The following is a 14,550-nucleotide window of genomic DNA, read 5'->3' on the forward strand; positions in this document are numbered from 1 at the left end:
GGGCTTGAGCCTGACCGGAGGACCGCGCAGATGCGCATCCGTCCGGCTTCATGGGGTGCCGCGCCGGCCCCGACGCGACTCACTGCAGCGTCTCGCCGCCGTTCGGCGAGGCGGCTGCGGCGACGCCGCCGAGCGCGGCCTGCCAGGTCCGCATCGGGATGTGGTGGGTCAGGCGGTGCAGGGCGCAGTCCAGCAGCGTGGCATGCAGCTCGTGGCCGATGCCTTCGGCGATGTCGATGGTGGCGTCGCTGCCTTCGAGCTGGGCCAGGTGCTGCATCGCGTCCTTCGCGTGGCGCACGGGGATCACCGGATCGGCGCTGCCATGGAAGAAGTGCAGCGTGGTCAGCTTGGGCGCCTGTGCGGGCAGGCTGGCGTAGCGGCCGCTGAAGGCCAGCACGCGGCCGGCCAGGCCGTCGTTCGCGGCGATGGCTTCGAGCGCCAGGATGGCGCCCTGCGAGAAGCCGACCAGCGCGGTCGCGGCCTCGCCGATGCCCAGGCGCTGCTGGTGGGCGCGCACGTCGGCGACGAAGCGTGGCAGCACGGCGGCGACGCGTGCCGGCCGGTCGGCCTCGACGTCGCCGCGGATCGAGAACCACTGCCGGGCCGAGCCGTCGTGCGGCATGCCGTCGAAGGGGTCGTAGCCCTGCAGCGAGATCACCGCCGCTTCCGGGAAATGGGCCTGCAGCACGCGGCCCAGCGGCAGCAGGTTGGCCGCGTTCGCGCCCACGCCGTGCATCAGCAACAGCAGCTGGCGCGGCGCGCCGGTGCGCGGCATCAGGGCGAGGTCTGCGGTGTGGGTGTCGGTGCGCGAATCGGTGGTCATGGCGGTCATCTGAAGATCGGGACGAAGCGGATTCTCCCGCCCGCCCGGCCCGCCACGGTTGCCCGGCTTTGAATGCAGCGTTGCTGGATGCTGGCTCCGGCCGCCTTCACGCCGCCTTCACGCTGCGATGGCGGCGGCGATGTCGGCCGCGAAGGCGTCGACCGATTCGGGCGTGGTGTCCCAGGCGCACATGAAGCGGCAGCCGCCGCCGGCGATGAACTCGTAGAAGCGCCAGCCCTTGGCGCGCAAGGCCGTGGCCGCCGCAGCCGGCAGGCGCGCGAACACCGCGTTGGCCTGCGGCTCGTGCAGCACCTGCACGCCCGGCAGCGCCCGGATCGCCGCATGCAGGCGCTGTGCCATCGCGTTGGCCTGGCGCGCGTTGGCCAGCCAGGTGTCGTTCTCCAGCAGGCCCAGCCAGGGCGCGGAGATGAAGCGCATCTTGGAGGCCAGCTGGCCGGCCTGCTTGACGCGCCAGGCGAAGTCGGCACTCAGGTCGCGGTCGAAGAAGACGACCGCCTCGCCGACCGGCAGGCCGTTCTTGGTGCCACCGAAGCACAGCACGTCGACGCCGGCCCGCCAGGTGATGTCGCTCGGGTGGCAACCCAGCGTGGCCACCGCGTTGGCGAAGCGCGCGCCGTCCATGTGGACCTTGAGGTGGCGGCGCTTGGCGATCGCGGCGATGGCGCGGACCTCCTCGATCGAATAGACCGTGCCCAGCTCGGTCGCCTGGGTGAGGCTGACGACCTTGGGCTTGGGGTAGTGGATGTCGCGACGCTTGGTGACCATCGCCTCGACCGCATCGGGCGTGAGCTTGCCCAGCCGCCCGGCCGCGCTGTCGGCATCGGCCAGCAGCAGCTTGGAGCCATTGGAGAAGAACTCCGGCCCGCCGCACTCGTCGGTCTCGATGTGCGCCACCGAGGTGCAGATCACCGAGTGGTAGCTCTGGCACAGCGAGGCCAGCGCCAGGGAGTTGGCCGCCGTGCCGTTGAAGACGAAGTAGATGTCGCAGTCGGTCTGGAACAGCTCGCGCAGCGACTCCGACACCCGCTGCGTCCAGCCGTCTTCCCCATAGGCCGGCTCATGCCCGCTGGCCGTGGCCTCCTGGAACCACCGCGCCGCGTTGGGGCACATGCCGGCGTAGTTGTCGCTCGCAAATTGCTGGGTCATGTCTGCCCCTCGGTCGACGGGTACGTCGCCCGATCCCCTGAGGGGATGGCAGGCCGGCTTGGGGCGGCCCGGCGCTCGGCCTGCGGGCGCTGCGATCGACGTTCAGCAAGCATGCGATTCCTTCGACGGCTGAGATCAGCTCGCTGCGTAGTCCGCCACCGGCACGCAGCTGCAGAACAGGTTGCGGTCGCCATGCACGTTGTCGACGCGGCCGACCGGGGACCAGTACTTGCCGCGGCGCAGGCTGGCGACGGGGTAGGCGGCGACCTCGCGGCTGTAGGGGTGCGGCCAGTCCTCGGTCAGCAGGCTGGCGGCGGTGTGCGGGGCATGCTTGAGCGGGTTGTCCTCGCGTGGCCAGAGGCCGCGTTCGACCTGGCGGATCTCCTCGCGGATGGCGATCATGGCGTCGCAGAAACGGTCCAGCTCGGCGCGTGGCTCGCTCTCGGTCGGCTCGACCATCAGCGTGCCGGCGACCGGGAAGCTCAGCGTCGGGGCGTGGAAGCCGTAGTCGATCAGGCGCTTGGCGACGTCCTCGGCGGTCACGCCGGAGCTGTCCTTGAGCGGGCGCAGGTCGAGGATGCATTCATGCGCCACGCCGCCACCCTTGACGCCGGCGATGCCGCCGCTGAAGTGGATGTCGTAGTGGTCGGCCAGCCGTGCGGCGACGTAGTTGGCGCTCAGGATGGCCGTCTCGGTCGCGGCCTGCAGGCCGGCCGCGCCCATCATGCGAACGTACATCCAGCTGATCGGCAGCACCGCCGCATTGCCCAAGGGTGCGGCGCTGACCGCACCGATGTTCTGCCCGGTGCCGGCCAGGCCGCCGCTGCGGTGCGCCGGCAGGAAGGGCACCAGGTCCTCGACCACGCAGACCGGGCCGACGCCGGGGCCGCCGCCGCCGTGCGGGATGCAGAAGGTCTTGTGCAGGTTGAGGTGGCTGACGTCGCCGCCGAACTGGCCCGGTGCGGCCACGCCGACCAGCGCGTTCATGTTGGCGCCGTCGACGTAGACGCGGCCGCCATGCTCATGCACCAGCGCGCAGATCTCGCCGACGTGGGTGTCGAACACGCCGTAGGTCGACGGGTAGGTGATCATGATCGCGGCCAGGCGATCGCGGTGCTGCTCGCACCTGGCGCGCAGGTCGGCCAGGTCGATGTTGCCCTCGGCATCGCACTTCGTGACCACCACCTGCATGCCGGCCATCTGGGCCGAGGCCGGGTTGGTGCCGTGGGCCGATTCGGGGATCAGGCAGATGTCGCGGTGGCTGTCGCCGCGGCTGGCATGCCAGGCCTGGATCACCAGCAGGCCAGCGTATTCGCCCTGCGAGCCGGCATTGGGCTGCAGGCTGATGCCGGCATAGCCGGTGGCCTGCGACAGCCAGGCGCACAGCTGCGCATCGAGTTGCGCATAGCCGGCCAGCTGGTCGGCCGGTGCGTAGGGATGCACCTGGGCGAACTCGGGCCAGGTGATCGGGATCATCTCGGCCGTCGCGTTGAGCTTCATCGTGCAGGAGCCCAGCGGGATCATGCTGCGGTCGAGCGCCAGATCCTTGTCCGACAGGCTGCGGATGTAGCGCAGCATCTCGGTCTCGCTGTGGTGGCTGTTGAAGACCGGGTGCGTCAGGAAGGCGCTGTGGCGGCGCAGCGCGGTGGGGATGCGCAGCTCGATGCCCTCGCGCTCGATCGCCTCGACGCTGGGCAGCGACTGGCCCGGCGCGGCGAACACGCCCCACAGCAGCGCGAGGTCCTCGCGGGTGGTGGTCTCGTCCAGCGCGATGCAGAGGTATTCGCCCCAGTAGATGCGCAGGTTGGCGCCGGCCGCGACGGCCTTGGCGGCCAGTTCGGCGGTGCGTGCGCCGGTGTGCAGGCACAGGGTGTCGAAGGCGCTCGGGTGGCTCAGCGCATGACCCAGCTGTTCCAGCCCGCGCGCCAGCACGGCGGCGTAGGCGGCCACGCGGGTGGCGATGCGCGTCAGGCCCTCGGGGCCGTGGTAGACCGCGTACATGCTCGCGACGACGGCCGGCAGGACCTGCGCGGTGCAGATGTTGGAGGTCGCCTTCTCGCGCCGGATGTGCTGCTCGCGGGTCTGCAGCGCCAGCCGGTAGGCCGGTGCGCCGTGGCTGTCGATGCTGACGCCGACCAGGCGGCCCGGCATCGAGCGCTTGAAGTCGTCGCGGCAGGCCATGAAGGCCGCATGCGGGCCGCCCGCGCCCATCGGCATGCCGAAGCGCTGGGTGCTGCCCACGACGATGTCGGCACCCCATTCGCCCGGCGGCACCAGCAGCGTGAGCGCCAGGATGTCGGCCGCGACGATGAAGGCGGCCGAGCGGGCATGGACCTGCTCGACGTCGGCACGCAGGTCGTCGATGCGGCCGCTGGTGCTGGGGTACTGGGCCAGCACGGCGAAGTAGTCGTCGCCGGCCAGCGCGGCATCCCATTCGGCGGCCGAGTTGGCCAGCTTGACGACCAGGCCGAGCGGCCGGGCGCGGGTCTGGATCACCTCGATCGTCTGCGGGTGGCAGTCGCCCGCGACGATGAAGGTGTTGCCCTTGGCCTTGGCGCTGCGGCGCGCCAGCGTCATCGCCTCGGCGGCGGCGGTGGACTCGTCCAGCATCGAGGCGTTGGCGATCGCCATGCCGGTCAGGTCGCAGACCAGGGTCTGGAAGTTGACCAGCGCCTCCAGCCGGCCCTGGCTGATCTCGGCCTGGTAGGGCGTGTAGGCGGTGTACCAGGCCGGGTTCTCGAGGATGTTGCGCAGGATGACGCCGGGCGTGTGGGTGCCGTGGTAGCCCTGGCCGATGAAGCTGCGCAGCACGCGGTTGCGGCTGGCCAGCGCCTTCAGCTCGGCCAGCGCGGCGGCCTCGGAGGCGGGCGGTGGCAGGTCCATCGCGGCGGCGCGGCGGATGCTCGCCGGCACGATCGCGTCGATCAGCGCGGCCCGGCTGGCGCTGCCGATGACCGACAGCATGTGCTGCTCGTCGGCGGCATCGGGGCCGATGTGGCGGGCGGTGAATTCGGCGGGGTTCTCGAGCGCGGTCAGGCTGACCGGGGTGGTGCGGGGATGCTGGGCGGGCATGGTGGCGGCGGTGAAGGGGGAGGCGGCCGGACCGCGGCCCTCAGGCGCGGCGGTCCGGGCGGGCGATCAGAGCGTCTTGAGCAGGTCGTCGTAGCCGGTCTGGTCGAGCAGGCCGGCGAGTTCGGCCGGGTTGCTCAGCTTGACCTTGAAGAACCAGCCCAAAGCCAGCGGATCGCTGTTGGCCAGGGCCGGATCGGCGCGCAGCGCCTCGTTGACCTCGACCACCTCGCCGCTGACGGGCGCATACAGGTCGGCGGCCGCCTTGACCGACTCGACCACGCCGGCGACCTCGCCCTTGGCGAAGGTCGCACCGACGGCGGGCAGGTCGACGAAAACTACGTCACCGAGCGCGTCCTGCGCATGCATGGTGATGCCGACCACGGCCGCGCTGGGGTTGGCGGCGTCGATCCATTCGTGGTCGGAGGTGAACTGGAGAGGCATGTGTGGCTCCTGGAAGCAGAGGACAAGAAGGTGTCTGGAACGTGGACAAGGGCGACCGGTGCGGCGCACGGCGCGCACCGGTCGCGGGTCGGGCCGAGCGACGGCCCGCCCGGGCGTCGCTCAACCCCGGAAGTATCGGTGCGGCGCGAAGGGCATCGCCACGACCTTCATCGGCAGGCGCTTGCCACGCACCTCGGCGTGCAGCGTGTTGCCGGGCGCGGCGTGGTTGGCCGCCACGTAGGCCATCGCGATGGGCTGGTTGACGCTCGGTCCAGTGGTGCCGCTGGTGACGGTGCCGAGCTTGCGGCCCTGGGCGTCGTGCACGGTGGCGCCCTCGCGCACCGGGACGCGTTCCAGGCCGACCAGGCCGACGCGCTTGTGGGTCACGCCCTGGGTCAGCTGGCCCTCGATCACCGAGGCACCGGGGTAGCCGCCGGCGCGCGCGCCACCGGGGCGGCGCACCTTCTGGATCGCCCAGCCGAGGCCGGCCTCGATCGGCGAGGTGGCGGCGTGGATGTCGTGGCCGTAGAGGCACAGGCCGGCCTCCAGGCGCAAGGTGTCGCGCGCGCCCAGGCCGGCCGGCTGGACCTCGCCCTGGGCGAGCAGCGTGCGGGCCAGCGCGATCGCGTGGGTCGCTGGCACGGAGATCTCGAAGCCGTCCTCGCCGGTGTAGCCCGAGCGGGTCACGTAGCAGTCGGCACCGGCCAGCGCGTAGTGGCCGCCGGTCATGAAGGTCAGCGAGGCGACGCCGGCGTTGATGCGGGCCAGCGCGTCGACCGCCTTCGGGCCCTGCAGCGCGAGCAGCGCGCGCTCGGGCATCGGGATCACCTGGCAGCGGTGGCCGATGTGGGTGATCAGATGGCGCGTGTCGGCGTCCTTGCAGCCGGCGTTGACGACCAGGAACAGGTCGTCGGCTCGGCGCGTGATCATCAGGTCGTCCAGCAGCCCGCCGGTCGGGTTGGTGAAGTAGCCGTAGCGCTGGCGGCCCACGCCCAGGTCGACCACGTCGACCGGCACCAGGCTTTCGAGCGCCCGGGCGGCGTCCTCGCCGACCAGGCGCAGCTGGCCCATGTGCGAGACGTCGAACAGCGCGGCCGATTCGCGGCACTGGCGGTGCTCGGCCAGGATGCCGGCGGGGTAGTTGACCGGCATCGCGTAGCCGGCGAACGGGACCATGCGGGCACCGAGTTCGAGGTGCAGGTCGTGCAGCGGGGTTTGCAGCAGGGCGGACGTGGAGGTGTCGGCGGACATCGTGGGCTCCGAGGGCAGGGGGATGGGGCGCCATCCGGACCCGTCGACCTGGGTCGGCGGGTGTGCCCTCGCTGTCCGCTTTACCTGAGAGATTGACGGCCGGCGGTTGTGCCGCCGGGCCGCTTGCCCCTTCGGTGGACCGCATCGCGGCAGGGCCGCGGCGGTCTCTCTCCAGTGAGGTGACGTCTCTTGCGGAGACGTTGGCCAGTCCTTTTGCCTGAGCGTTCGAGCACCGGCTGCTGGACCGGACTCTGCGCCTTCGGCGGCCGGCCCGTCCTGCAGATTCGTCCGTGTTGATCGGACCTGCAGGGCGGCGGCTCTCTCCTGGCGGCGGCCAGTGTAGCCCAGGCTCCCTGGCCTGTCAGGGCCTCGCCGGGCTCATTCCCAGGGCGGCGGCTCGTCGCTGGCGGGGGTGTCCGGCAGGCGTGGCGGCAACGCGGCAGGCGCGTCGACCGGCGCGTACAGGCCCGGCTGCTGCTCGCCGCCGAGCGCGTCCAGCAGGTCCGGGATCAGCCGGATCAGCTCGCCGGTGGCGATGGCCGCATCGGCATCGAAGGCCTCGTCGGCATCACGGCTGTTGCCCGTCGGCTGGCCCTCGTGGACGCCGTCCAGGAACTCGATCTTCTTGAGCACCATCTGCTCGGTCAGCATGAAGGACACGCGGCCGTTCCAGGTCAGCGCCAGGCGGGTCGGGCGCTTGCCCTGCTCGATGTGGCTGCGGACCTCGTCGGTGTCGAGCGGGTGACGGGCATAGCGCACCACCGACTTGGACTCGTCGGGTGCCTTCAGCTCGCAGTCGCGGTCGATCGTGAAGACGGCCGGCGGCTCGATCGCGGCCTCGGGCGGCTCGCCATCCGCCGCATGCGTCGCGCCGGCCAGCAGCCAGCCGGCCATCGCGGTGGACGGCGCCAGCGCGGTGTGGATGGGCTCGATCGAGAAGCCGGCCAGGCCCTTGGTCAGCAAGGTGATGACCTCGTCGGCGCGGGCCGTGCTGGCCGCGTCGATCATCAGCAGGCCTTGTTCCGGCGCGATCCAGACCGGCAGGCCGATCTGCCGGGTGAAGGCCTGCGGCAGCAGCTCCAGCTGGGCCTGGTCCTTCATGTCCTTGCGCTGCTTCTTGCCGGGCTTGCGGCCGGTGTCGGCCTCGATGCGCTCGGCCATCTCGTCGATGCGGCGCTTGACGACCGAACCGGGCAGCACCTTCTGCTCGACCATCAGCCGCATCAGCCAGTGGCCGCCGACCGGCTCGACCAGCGTGCCGTGGGCACGCCCGCGCGGGGCGACCCAGCCGGCCGAGATCGGCTGCGTCGCGCCGCAGGGGATGAAGGTGGCGGCGTCGGCCGCCTCCTGCAGCGCGGCCAGGTCGGGTTGCCAGGTCTCGGCCAGGCGGTAGATCAGCAGGTTCTTGAACATCGCAAAAATGACTTTCGGCATGGGCCAGCCGGTGCGCGGCGGGCGCACGCGGCGGCGGTGATGGGGAGGTGTCCCGGCGACGACGGCGAGGTCGTCCGGCCCGGACTCAGCGCAGCGCCGGCAGTCCGCGCAGCACCGGCTCGATGCCGCTGGCAAAGGCGGCGTGCGCGTTGGCGTCGAAGTGGATGCCGTCGACCGGGCTGACCGACCAGAGCGTCGCGCCGTCGACGTAGGTGCAGCCGTGGGCATGGGCGACGTCGGCGACGTGGCCGGCCAGGCGGCGCGACTTCTCGGCCCCGCCGGCGAACAGCTCGCCCAGGCCGCCGACCTCGAGGATGGGCGTCGGCGCGACCAGCACGATGTCCGGCGCGCGGCCGTTCGGGCCCGAGGCGCTGCCCTGGATCATCCGCACCAGCTGCGCCAGGCCCTGCGCGATCTCGAAGGGCGACAGCCGGAAGCGCGCCTTGAGGTCGTTGGTGCCGAGCATCAGCAGCACCGCGTCGATCGGCCGGTGCGAGGCCAGGCAGGGCCGCAGGTAGCTCGCGCCGGACATCGCCACGGTGATGCCCTCGATCGGGTCCTCCAGCACGGTGGTGCGACCGGGCAGGCCCTCCTCGACCACCTGCACCGAGGGCGCCAGCGCGGCCGCCAGCCGGCCGGTCCAGCGCAGGCCCGGCGGCAGGCGCGAGCCGGTGACCGGGTCGCTGCCCCAGGTGTTGGAGTCGCCGTAGCAGAGCAGGGTCTTCATGGTGGGGCTTTCATCAACGGTGGAAGGCACGACGGGGGGTCAGACGCCGCGTGCCCGATCCGCCTTGAACTGGGCACGGAAGGCCTCGAAGCGGCCCTGGTCGAGCGCCTCGCGGACCTCGCGCATGAGGTTCAGGTAGTAGTGCAGGTTGTGGATGCTGGCCAGCATCGGGCCGAGCATCTCGCCGCAGCGGTCGAGGTGGTGCAGGTAGGCGCGGCTGAAGCCGCCGGTGGTCTTGCCCGACGCATCGGTCGTGCCGGCGCAGGCGTGGCAGGCGCAGGTCTCGTCGATCGGGCGCTCGTCGGTCTTGTGGCGGGCGTTGCGGATCTTCAGGTCGCCGTAGCGCGTGAACAGGTGGCCGTTGCGGGCGTTGCGGGTCGGCATGACGCAGTCGAACATGTCGACGCCGCAGGCCACGCCGTCGACCAGGTCCTCGGGCGTGCCCACGCCCATCAGGTAGCGTGGCTTGTGGGCCGGCAGGCGGTGCGGCGTGTGGGCCATGATGCGCAGCATCTCGTCCTTGGGCTCGCCGACGCTCACGCCGCCGATCGCGTAGGCGGGCAGGTCCAGCGCGACCAGCGCGTCCAGCGATTCCTGCCGCAGGTGCTCGAACATGCCGCCCTGCACGATCCCGAACAGCGCGTTCGGGTTGGCCAGCCGCGCGAACTCGGCCTGGGAACGCCCCGCCCAGCGCAGGCTCAGTTCCATCGACTCGCGCGCTTCCTTCTCGGTGGTGATGTGGCCGACGCCCTTGGCGCCCTGCCAGTAGGGCGTGCACTCGTCGAACTGCATGACGATGTCGCTGTTGAGCACCGTCTGGATCTGCATGCTGACCTCGGGGGTCAGGAACAGCTTGTCGCCGTTGACCGGCGAGGCGAAGCGCACGCCTTCCTCGCTGATCTTGCGCATGTCGCCCAGCGACCAGACCTGGAAGCCGCCGGAGTCGGTCAGGATCGGCCGCTCCCAGGTCTCGAAGCGGTGCAGGCCGCCGAACTGGGCCATCACGTCCAGGCCGGGACGCATCCACAGGTGGAAGGTGTTGCCCAGGATGATCTGGGCGCCCATGGCTTCCAGGTCACGCGGCATCACGCCCTTGACGGTGCCGTAGGTGCCCACGGGCATGAAGATCGGCGTCTCGACGACGCCGTGGTTGAGCGTCAGTCGGCCGCGGCGGGCGTGGCCTTCGGTGCCCAGGAGTTCGAAGTTCAGCATGGGCGGGATTGTCTCAGCCCGCCCGCCGTTCTCACGGCCGACGTGCCGGGCGCGTCGCCGTCCAGGACGCGATCTCGCCGCGGCCGATGCCCAGGTCGCGCAGCTCGTGGGCATCCATCGCCATCAGCACGGCCCGGTCGGCGCGACGCCGGGCCGACTCGGCGCGCAGGCTGGCCAGCGCCGCGAACAGGGCCAGCGCGGCGGCCTGCAGGTGGCGCGCGGCGCGGCGGAACTGGTGCGTGCTGGCGTCGCCGGGGAAGGCGGCGGGCAGGCTGCCCAGGCCGGCGGCGAGGGTGACGAGGGTGGCGGCGGTCATGGCGGGCTCCGGTGTCGGGTCGGTCGGGTGGTCGGTGGTGGGTGGGGTGTCGTCGTCTCGGGAGCCTCGATGGTGCGGGGCGGCAAGCTGTCTGAAAAGTTGAATGTGCTGACGCCTATGATCAGCTTTCCTGACGTCAGACCCGACCCTCGCCATGCGCCACCTGAACCTCGACCAGCTGCGCACGCTGGTCACCATCGCCGACCTGGGCACCTTCGCGGCCGCCTCGCAGGCGCTGCACCTGGCGCCGCCGACGGTCAGCCTGCACATCCGCGAGCTGGAACAGCGGCTCGGCGCCAGCCTGCTGGAACGGGGTTCCCGCGGGGCCGTGCCGACCGCCGCCGGCGCGCTGCTGGTCGAACGCGGACGGCGCCTGCTCAAGGACGCCGACGATGCCGAGGAGCAGGTCCGCCGCAGCGCCCACGGCCTGGCCGGCAAGGTCAGCCTGGCGACCTCGACCGGCGTGCTGGTCTACCTGCTGCCGCATGTGCTGGCGCGGCTGGCCGAGCGGGCGCCGGAGATCGACGTGGAGGTCAGCATCCTCGGCTCGATCGAGACCGTCGGCCGGCTGCGCGCCCGCACGCTGGACCTGGGCATCGTCGCGATGCCGCAGCCGGCCGAATCCGAGCTGGTGCTGAGCCCCTGGCGACGCGACCTGATGCTGGCCTTCATCCCGCCGGGCTGGGACGCGCCCGAGGTCGTCACGCCGGACTGGCTGGCCGAGCGGCCGATGATCGCCAACGGCTCGGCCACGCTGACGCAGAAGCTCGCGCTCGGCTGGTTTGCCCGTGCCGGCCTGCAGCCGCGCGCCCGCATCGAGCTGAACTACAACGAGGCGATCAAGAGCCTGGTCTCGGCCGGCTACGGTGCGGCCGTGCTGCCGGCCGAATGGGTGCCCGACGGCGCGCCCGCGCTCGGCCCGGACGGCATGCCGTTGGCCCACAGCCCGTCGAACATGCCGATGCAGCTGCGCCCGCTCGATCCGCCGCTGCCGCGCGAGCTGGCGCTGGCGCATCGGCCCGAAGGCCAGCTCGATGCCGCCACCCGGCAGGTGCTGGAGACGCTGCGCGGCTTCGCGTCGGTCGCCTGAGCGGATCGGCGATCCCCATGAAGAACGGGGCCCGCAGGCCCCGTTGGTCGTCGACCGGCGGCTTGTTGCTCAGTCGGTGAACTTCGAGAACACCAGCGTCGCGTTGGTGCCGCCGAAGCCGAAGCTGTTGGACAGCACCGTGTGCATCGGCGCGTCGCGGCGCTCGCGCAGGATCGGCAGGCCATCGGCGGCCGGATCGAGGTTCTCGATGTGGGCCGAGGCGGCGGCAAAGTCGTTGCGCAGCATCAGCAGCGAGTAGATCGCCTCCTGCACGCCGGCCGCGCCGAGCGAGTGGCCGGTCAGCGACTTGGTCGAGCTGATCGCGGGGATGCTGTCGCCGAAGACCTGCCTGACCGCGCCCAGCTCGGCCAGGTCGCCCACCGGCGTCGAGGTGCCGTGCGCGTTGATGTAGTCGACCGGCGTCTTCACCGTGGCCAGCGCCTGCTGCATGCAGCGCACCGCGCCTTCGCCGGACGGCGCCACCATGTCGTGGCCGTCCGAGGTGGCACCGAAGCCGACCAGCTCGGCCAGGATGTTCGCGCCACGGGCCTGGGCATGTTCCAGCGACTCCAGCACCATCATGCCGCCGCCGCCGGCGATCACGAAGCCGTCGCGCGAGACGTCGAAGGCGCGCGAGGCGCTGGCCGGCGTCTCGTTGTACGAGCTGGACATCGCGCCCATCGCGTCGAACAGCAGCGACAGCTCCCAGCTCTCCTCCTCGCCGCCGCCGGCGAAGACGACGTCCTGGTTGCCCCAGGCGATCAGCTGCGCGGCATGGCCGATGCAGTGGGCGCTGGTCGAGCAGGCCGAGGTGATCGAGTAGTTCACGCCCTTGATGCCGAACGGCGTGGCCAGGCAGGCCGAGACCGTGCTGCCCATCGTGCGCGTGACCATGAAGGGGCCGACCCGCTTGATGCCCTTGGCGCGCAGCGTGTCGGCGGCCCAGACCTGGTTCAGGCTGGACGCACCGCCCGAGCCGGCGACCAGGCCGGTGCGCGGGTTGGAAACCTGCTCCGGCGTCAGCCCGGCATGCGCGATCGCCTGCTGCATCGACACGTAGGAGTAGGCCGCCGCGTCGCCCATGAAGCGCATGGTGCGGCGGTCGATCGTGGCCTCGAGGTCCAGCGTCGGGCGACCGCTGACCTGCGAGCGCATGGCCTTCTCGGCATAGGCGGGGTTGAACGTCAGGCCGGAGCGGCCCTCGCGCAGGCTGTCGAGCACCTCGTCGGCGTTGTTGCCGATGCTCGAGACGATGCCGTATCCGGTGACGACGACGCGGCGCATCAGAAGTCTTCCGTCGAGGTGAACAGACCGACCTTCAGGTCGGTGGCGGAGTAGATCTCGCGGCCGTCCGCGTACATGCGGCCGTCGGCGATGCCCATCACCAGCTTGCGTTCGATGACGCGCTTGAGGTCCAGGCGGTAGGTGACCTTCTTGACCGTGGGCAGCACCTGGCCGAAGAACTTGACCTCGCCGGCGCCGAGCGCGCGGCCACGGCCGGGGTTGCCGCGCCAGCCGAGCCAGAAGCCGACCAGTTGCCACAGGGCATCCAGGCCCAGGCAGCCCGGCATGACCGGATCGCCCTCGAAGTGGCAGCCGAAGAACCAGAGGTCCGGGACGATGTCCAGTTCGGCCTCGATGGTGCCCTTGCCGAAGTCGCCGCCGGTGTCGTCGATGCGGACGATGCGATCCATCATGAGCATGTTGGGCAGGGGCAGGCGGGCATTGCCCGGACCGAACAGCTCGCCACGTCCACAGGCCAGCAGCTCGTCGCGGCTGTAGCTGTGGCGGCCGAGGTCTCGCTGGCTCTGGCCAGGGGCGGCGGGCATGCCTGTGGACGGCATTTGGGGTGCATTCATGGTGGTCGGCGCTTCGGGTGGGCCGGCCGGTCTCGCGGGACCTGCCGGCTTCAGGGCTTCAAGGGGGACGCTTTGTTCAGGACGCGACTGTAGCTTGCGCGATCGGCGATTTTCGGTCTTCCGGGGCGCTCTGTGACAGCCCTTCGCGTCGAAAGAGGGCGGGGAAGTTACCCAGTTGACGGGCCTGGCGCGGGCCCTCACCGGCCTGGCGCTGGATCAGCCCGGTGCCGATCCGCCGCGCATGCCGGCGCACGGATCCTCGCGCGGCTGTCGTGCGGTCTCGATGCGCAGGTCGTAGGGCGCGATGCCGGCGTGGCCTGACGGGTCGTCGTCCTCGCCCTCGCCACCCCGTTCGCCACCACGCTCGCCACCCCGTTCGACCAGCCCGACGACCACCGCCTGCGACGCCAGCGACGGGCCCAGCCAGCGCGGCACGCCCAGGTCGCGCCGGACGTGGCCGTTGCCCGCCAGAAGGACGACCGCGCGGTCCTGCGCCGGGCCGGCCGCGCGCGTCACCTCGGCCGCCATCGCCTGGTCACGCGCAAGCTGCGCGGCGGCCATGCGACGGGCCAGCGTCGCGTCGACCATGCCGCAGTGCGAGGCCTCGATCAGCCGGGCTTGCTCGGCCAGCAGCGGCTCGGGCACGGCGGCATCGAAGCCGGTGGCGGCCAGGCCCTCGCGGATCACGCGGCGGGCGTTCTCGCGCGACACGTTGACGGCCACCAGCGGCAGGTCGTGCTGCAGTGCGCGTTCGAGGTAGGGCCGGTAGAAGGTCCAGTCCCAGCCGCTGTTCGGGCCGTCCAGCGCGGCGATGCGTGCGGCGGCGTCCTGTGGCCGCCCGCTGGCGCGGGCTTCGGCGACCAGCCGGTCGATCTCGGGCTGGCGCTCGCGGTCGAGCTGTTCCATCAGCAGCGCCGGCCGCTCGCCGCGCGCCAGCAGGTCGTCCAGCGCGCGCAGCCGCAGCGCATGCTGTCCGGCGTTGTCATGGACCTCGCCGAGCAACCAGATGCGGCTGCGCGCCGGGTCCAGCGTCAGGTCGGGCGTCCTGGCCGGTGTCCTTGCCAGCACCGCCTCGCGTGGCGGGGCCATGCAGCCACCCAGGAGCAGCACGAGGAAACAGGTGAGCCATCGGTTGCGGAGCGTCATGGCCACACGATA

At 71.5% G+C, this 14,550-nt stretch carries 13 protein-coding genes and 2 riboswitches; of the genes, 1 reads left to right on the forward strand and 12 read right to left on the reverse strand.

Translation table 11 applies throughout. The features are described 5' to 3' along the window. Positions 1–79 precede the first annotated feature (79 nt). The 9 genes from ypfH to Q8X39_RS12675 form a co-directional block, all read right to left on the reverse strand. The gene (gene ypfH, locus Q8X39_RS12635) at positions 80–823 is read right to left on the reverse strand and encodes an esterase (protein WP_305750040.1); all 744 of its coding nucleotides are present in this window, start codon (positions 821–823) and stop codon (positions 80–82) included. Between the two features lie 117 nt (positions 824–940). Further along, entirely contained in the window at positions 941–1,990 is a 1,050-nt protein-coding gene (locus Q8X39_RS12640) for a threonine aldolase family protein (protein WP_305750041.1), read from the reverse strand. A gap of 135 nt (positions 1,991–2,125) precedes the next feature. Next, positions 2,126–5,062, reverse strand: coding sequence for an aminomethyl-transferring glycine dehydrogenase (gcvP, locus tag Q8X39_RS12645; RefSeq protein ID WP_305750042.1), 2,937 nt, complete (start codon positions 5,060–5,062; stop codon positions 2,126–2,128). Positions 5,063–5,128: 66 nt separating this feature from the next. Next, complete coding sequence (gene gcvH / locus Q8X39_RS12650) at positions 5,129–5,503, reverse strand: glycine cleavage system protein GcvH (RefSeq protein ID WP_305750043.1); 375 nt, start codon at positions 5,501–5,503, stop codon at positions 5,129–5,131. Positions 5,504–5,623: 120 nt separating this feature from the next. Beyond that, positions 5,624–6,754, reverse strand: coding sequence for a glycine cleavage system aminomethyltransferase GcvT (gcvT, locus tag Q8X39_RS12655; RefSeq protein WP_305750044.1), 1,131 nt, complete (start codon positions 6,752–6,754; stop codon positions 5,624–5,626). Positions 6,755–6,815: 61 nt separating this feature from the next. Beyond that, positions 6,816–6,939: riboswitch (glycine riboswitch) on the reverse strand. A gap of 10 nt (positions 6,940–6,949) precedes the next feature. Next, positions 6,950–7,091: riboswitch (glycine riboswitch) on the reverse strand. Between the two features lie 41 nt (positions 7,092–7,132). Continuing rightward, entirely contained in the window at positions 7,133–8,167 is a 1,035-nt protein-coding gene (locus tag Q8X39_RS12660; RefSeq protein WP_305750045.1) for a recombination-associated protein RdgC, read from the reverse strand. Positions 8,168–8,273: 106 nt separating this feature from the next. Continuing rightward, on the reverse strand, positions 8,274–8,915 hold the full coding sequence (locus tag Q8X39_RS12665) for an SGNH/GDSL hydrolase family protein (protein ID WP_305750046.1): 642 nt from the start codon (positions 8,913–8,915) through the stop codon (positions 8,274–8,276). A gap of 39 nt (positions 8,916–8,954) precedes the next feature. Then, positions 8,955–10,127, reverse strand: a complete 1,173-nt coding sequence (tgt, locus tag Q8X39_RS12670) for a tRNA guanosine(34) transglycosylase Tgt (RefSeq protein WP_305750047.1) — start codon at positions 10,125–10,127, stop codon at positions 8,955–8,957. Between the two features lie 31 nt (positions 10,128–10,158). Then, the gene (locus Q8X39_RS12675; RefSeq protein WP_305750048.1) at positions 10,159–10,443 is read right to left on the reverse strand and encodes a DUF1127 domain-containing protein; all 285 of its coding nucleotides are present in this window, start codon (positions 10,441–10,443) and stop codon (positions 10,159–10,161) included. Between the two features lie 154 nt (positions 10,444–10,597). Here Q8X39_RS12675 and Q8X39_RS12680 point away from each other — a divergent pair, with 154 nt between their 5' ends. Beyond that, positions 10,598–11,533: a LysR family transcriptional regulator gene (locus tag Q8X39_RS12680; RefSeq protein ID WP_305750049.1), complete on the forward strand. Its 936-nt coding sequence runs from the start codon at positions 10,598–10,600 to the stop codon at positions 11,531–11,533. Positions 11,534–11,602: 69 nt separating this feature from the next. On the opposite strand, the gene fabB is transcribed toward Q8X39_RS12680, so the two are convergent. The 3 genes from fabB to Q8X39_RS12695 all read right to left on the reverse strand — a co-directional run bounded on the left by fabB (position 11,603) and on the right by Q8X39_RS12695 (position 14,538). Next, positions 11,603–12,817, reverse strand: coding sequence for a beta-ketoacyl-ACP synthase I (fabB, locus tag Q8X39_RS12685; protein ID WP_305750050.1), 1,215 nt, complete (start codon positions 12,815–12,817; stop codon positions 11,603–11,605). Next, positions 12,817–13,362, reverse strand: a complete 546-nt coding sequence (gene fabA / locus Q8X39_RS12690) for a 3-hydroxyacyl-[acyl-carrier-protein] dehydratase FabA (protein ID WP_305750188.1) — start codon at positions 13,360–13,362, stop codon at positions 12,817–12,819. Before fabA ends, fabB begins: the two co-directional genes overlap by 1 nt. Positions 13,363–13,608: 246 nt before the next feature. Then, positions 13,609–14,538 (reverse strand): ChaN family lipoprotein, encoded by a 930-nt coding sequence (locus Q8X39_RS12695; RefSeq protein WP_305750051.1) that lies wholly within the window; start codon positions 14,536–14,538, stop codon positions 13,609–13,611. Between the last annotated feature and the right edge of the window lie 12 nt (positions 14,539–14,550).

Origin of the sequence: Leptothrix discophora (assembly GCF_030705305.1) — a bacterium.
GTDB lineage: Bacteria > Pseudomonadota > Gammaproteobacteria > Burkholderiales > Burkholderiaceae_C > Sphaerotilus > Sphaerotilus discophorus.

Excerpts from the sequence above, each read along its gene's own strand:
- gcvH (WP_305750043.1), bottom strand. The coding sequence starts at position 5,503 with ATGCCTCTCCAGTTCACCTCCGACCACGAATGGATCGACGCCGCCAAC.
- gcvT (WP_305750044.1), bottom strand. The coding sequence starts at position 6,754 with ATGTCCGCCGACACCTCCACGTCCGCCCTGCTGCAAACCCCGCTGCAC.
- tgt (WP_305750047.1), bottom strand. The coding sequence starts at position 10,127 with ATGCTGAACTTCGAACTCCTGGGCACCGAAGGCCACGCCCGCCGCGGC.
- fabB (WP_305750050.1), bottom strand. The coding sequence starts at position 12,817 with ATGCGCCGCGTCGTCGTCACCGGATACGGCATCGTCTCGAGCATCGGC.
- ypfH (WP_305750040.1), bottom strand. The coding sequence starts at position 823 with ATGACCACCGATTCGCGCACCGACACCCACACCGCAGACCTCGCCCTG.
- Q8X39_RS12675 (WP_305750048.1), bottom strand. The coding sequence starts at position 10,443 with ATGACCGCCGCCACCCTCGTCACCCTCGCCGCCGGCCTGGGCAGCCTG.
- Q8X39_RS12665 (WP_305750046.1), bottom strand. The coding sequence starts at position 8,915 with ATGAAGACCCTGCTCTGCTACGGCGACTCCAACACCTGGGGCAGCGAC.
- Q8X39_RS12680 (WP_305750049.1), top strand. The coding sequence starts at position 10,598 with ATGCGCCACCTGAACCTCGACCAGCTGCGCACGCTGGTCACCATCGCC.
- Q8X39_RS12660 (WP_305750045.1), bottom strand. The coding sequence starts at position 8,167 with ATGTTCAAGAACCTGCTGATCTACCGCCTGGCCGAGACCTGGCAACCC.
- fabA (WP_305750188.1), bottom strand. The coding sequence starts at position 13,362 with ATGCCCGCCGCCCCTGGCCAGAGCCAGCGAGACCTCGGCCGCCACAGC.
- Q8X39_RS12695 (WP_305750051.1), bottom strand. The coding sequence starts at position 14,538 with ATGACGCTCCGCAACCGATGGCTCACCTGTTTCCTCGTGCTGCTCCTG.
- gcvP (WP_305750042.1), bottom strand. The coding sequence starts at position 5,062 with ATGCCCGCCCAGCATCCCCGCACCACCCCGGTCAGCCTGACCGCGCTC.
- Q8X39_RS12640 (WP_305750041.1), bottom strand. The coding sequence starts at position 1,990 with ATGACCCAGCAATTTGCGAGCGACAACTACGCCGGCATGTGCCCCAAC.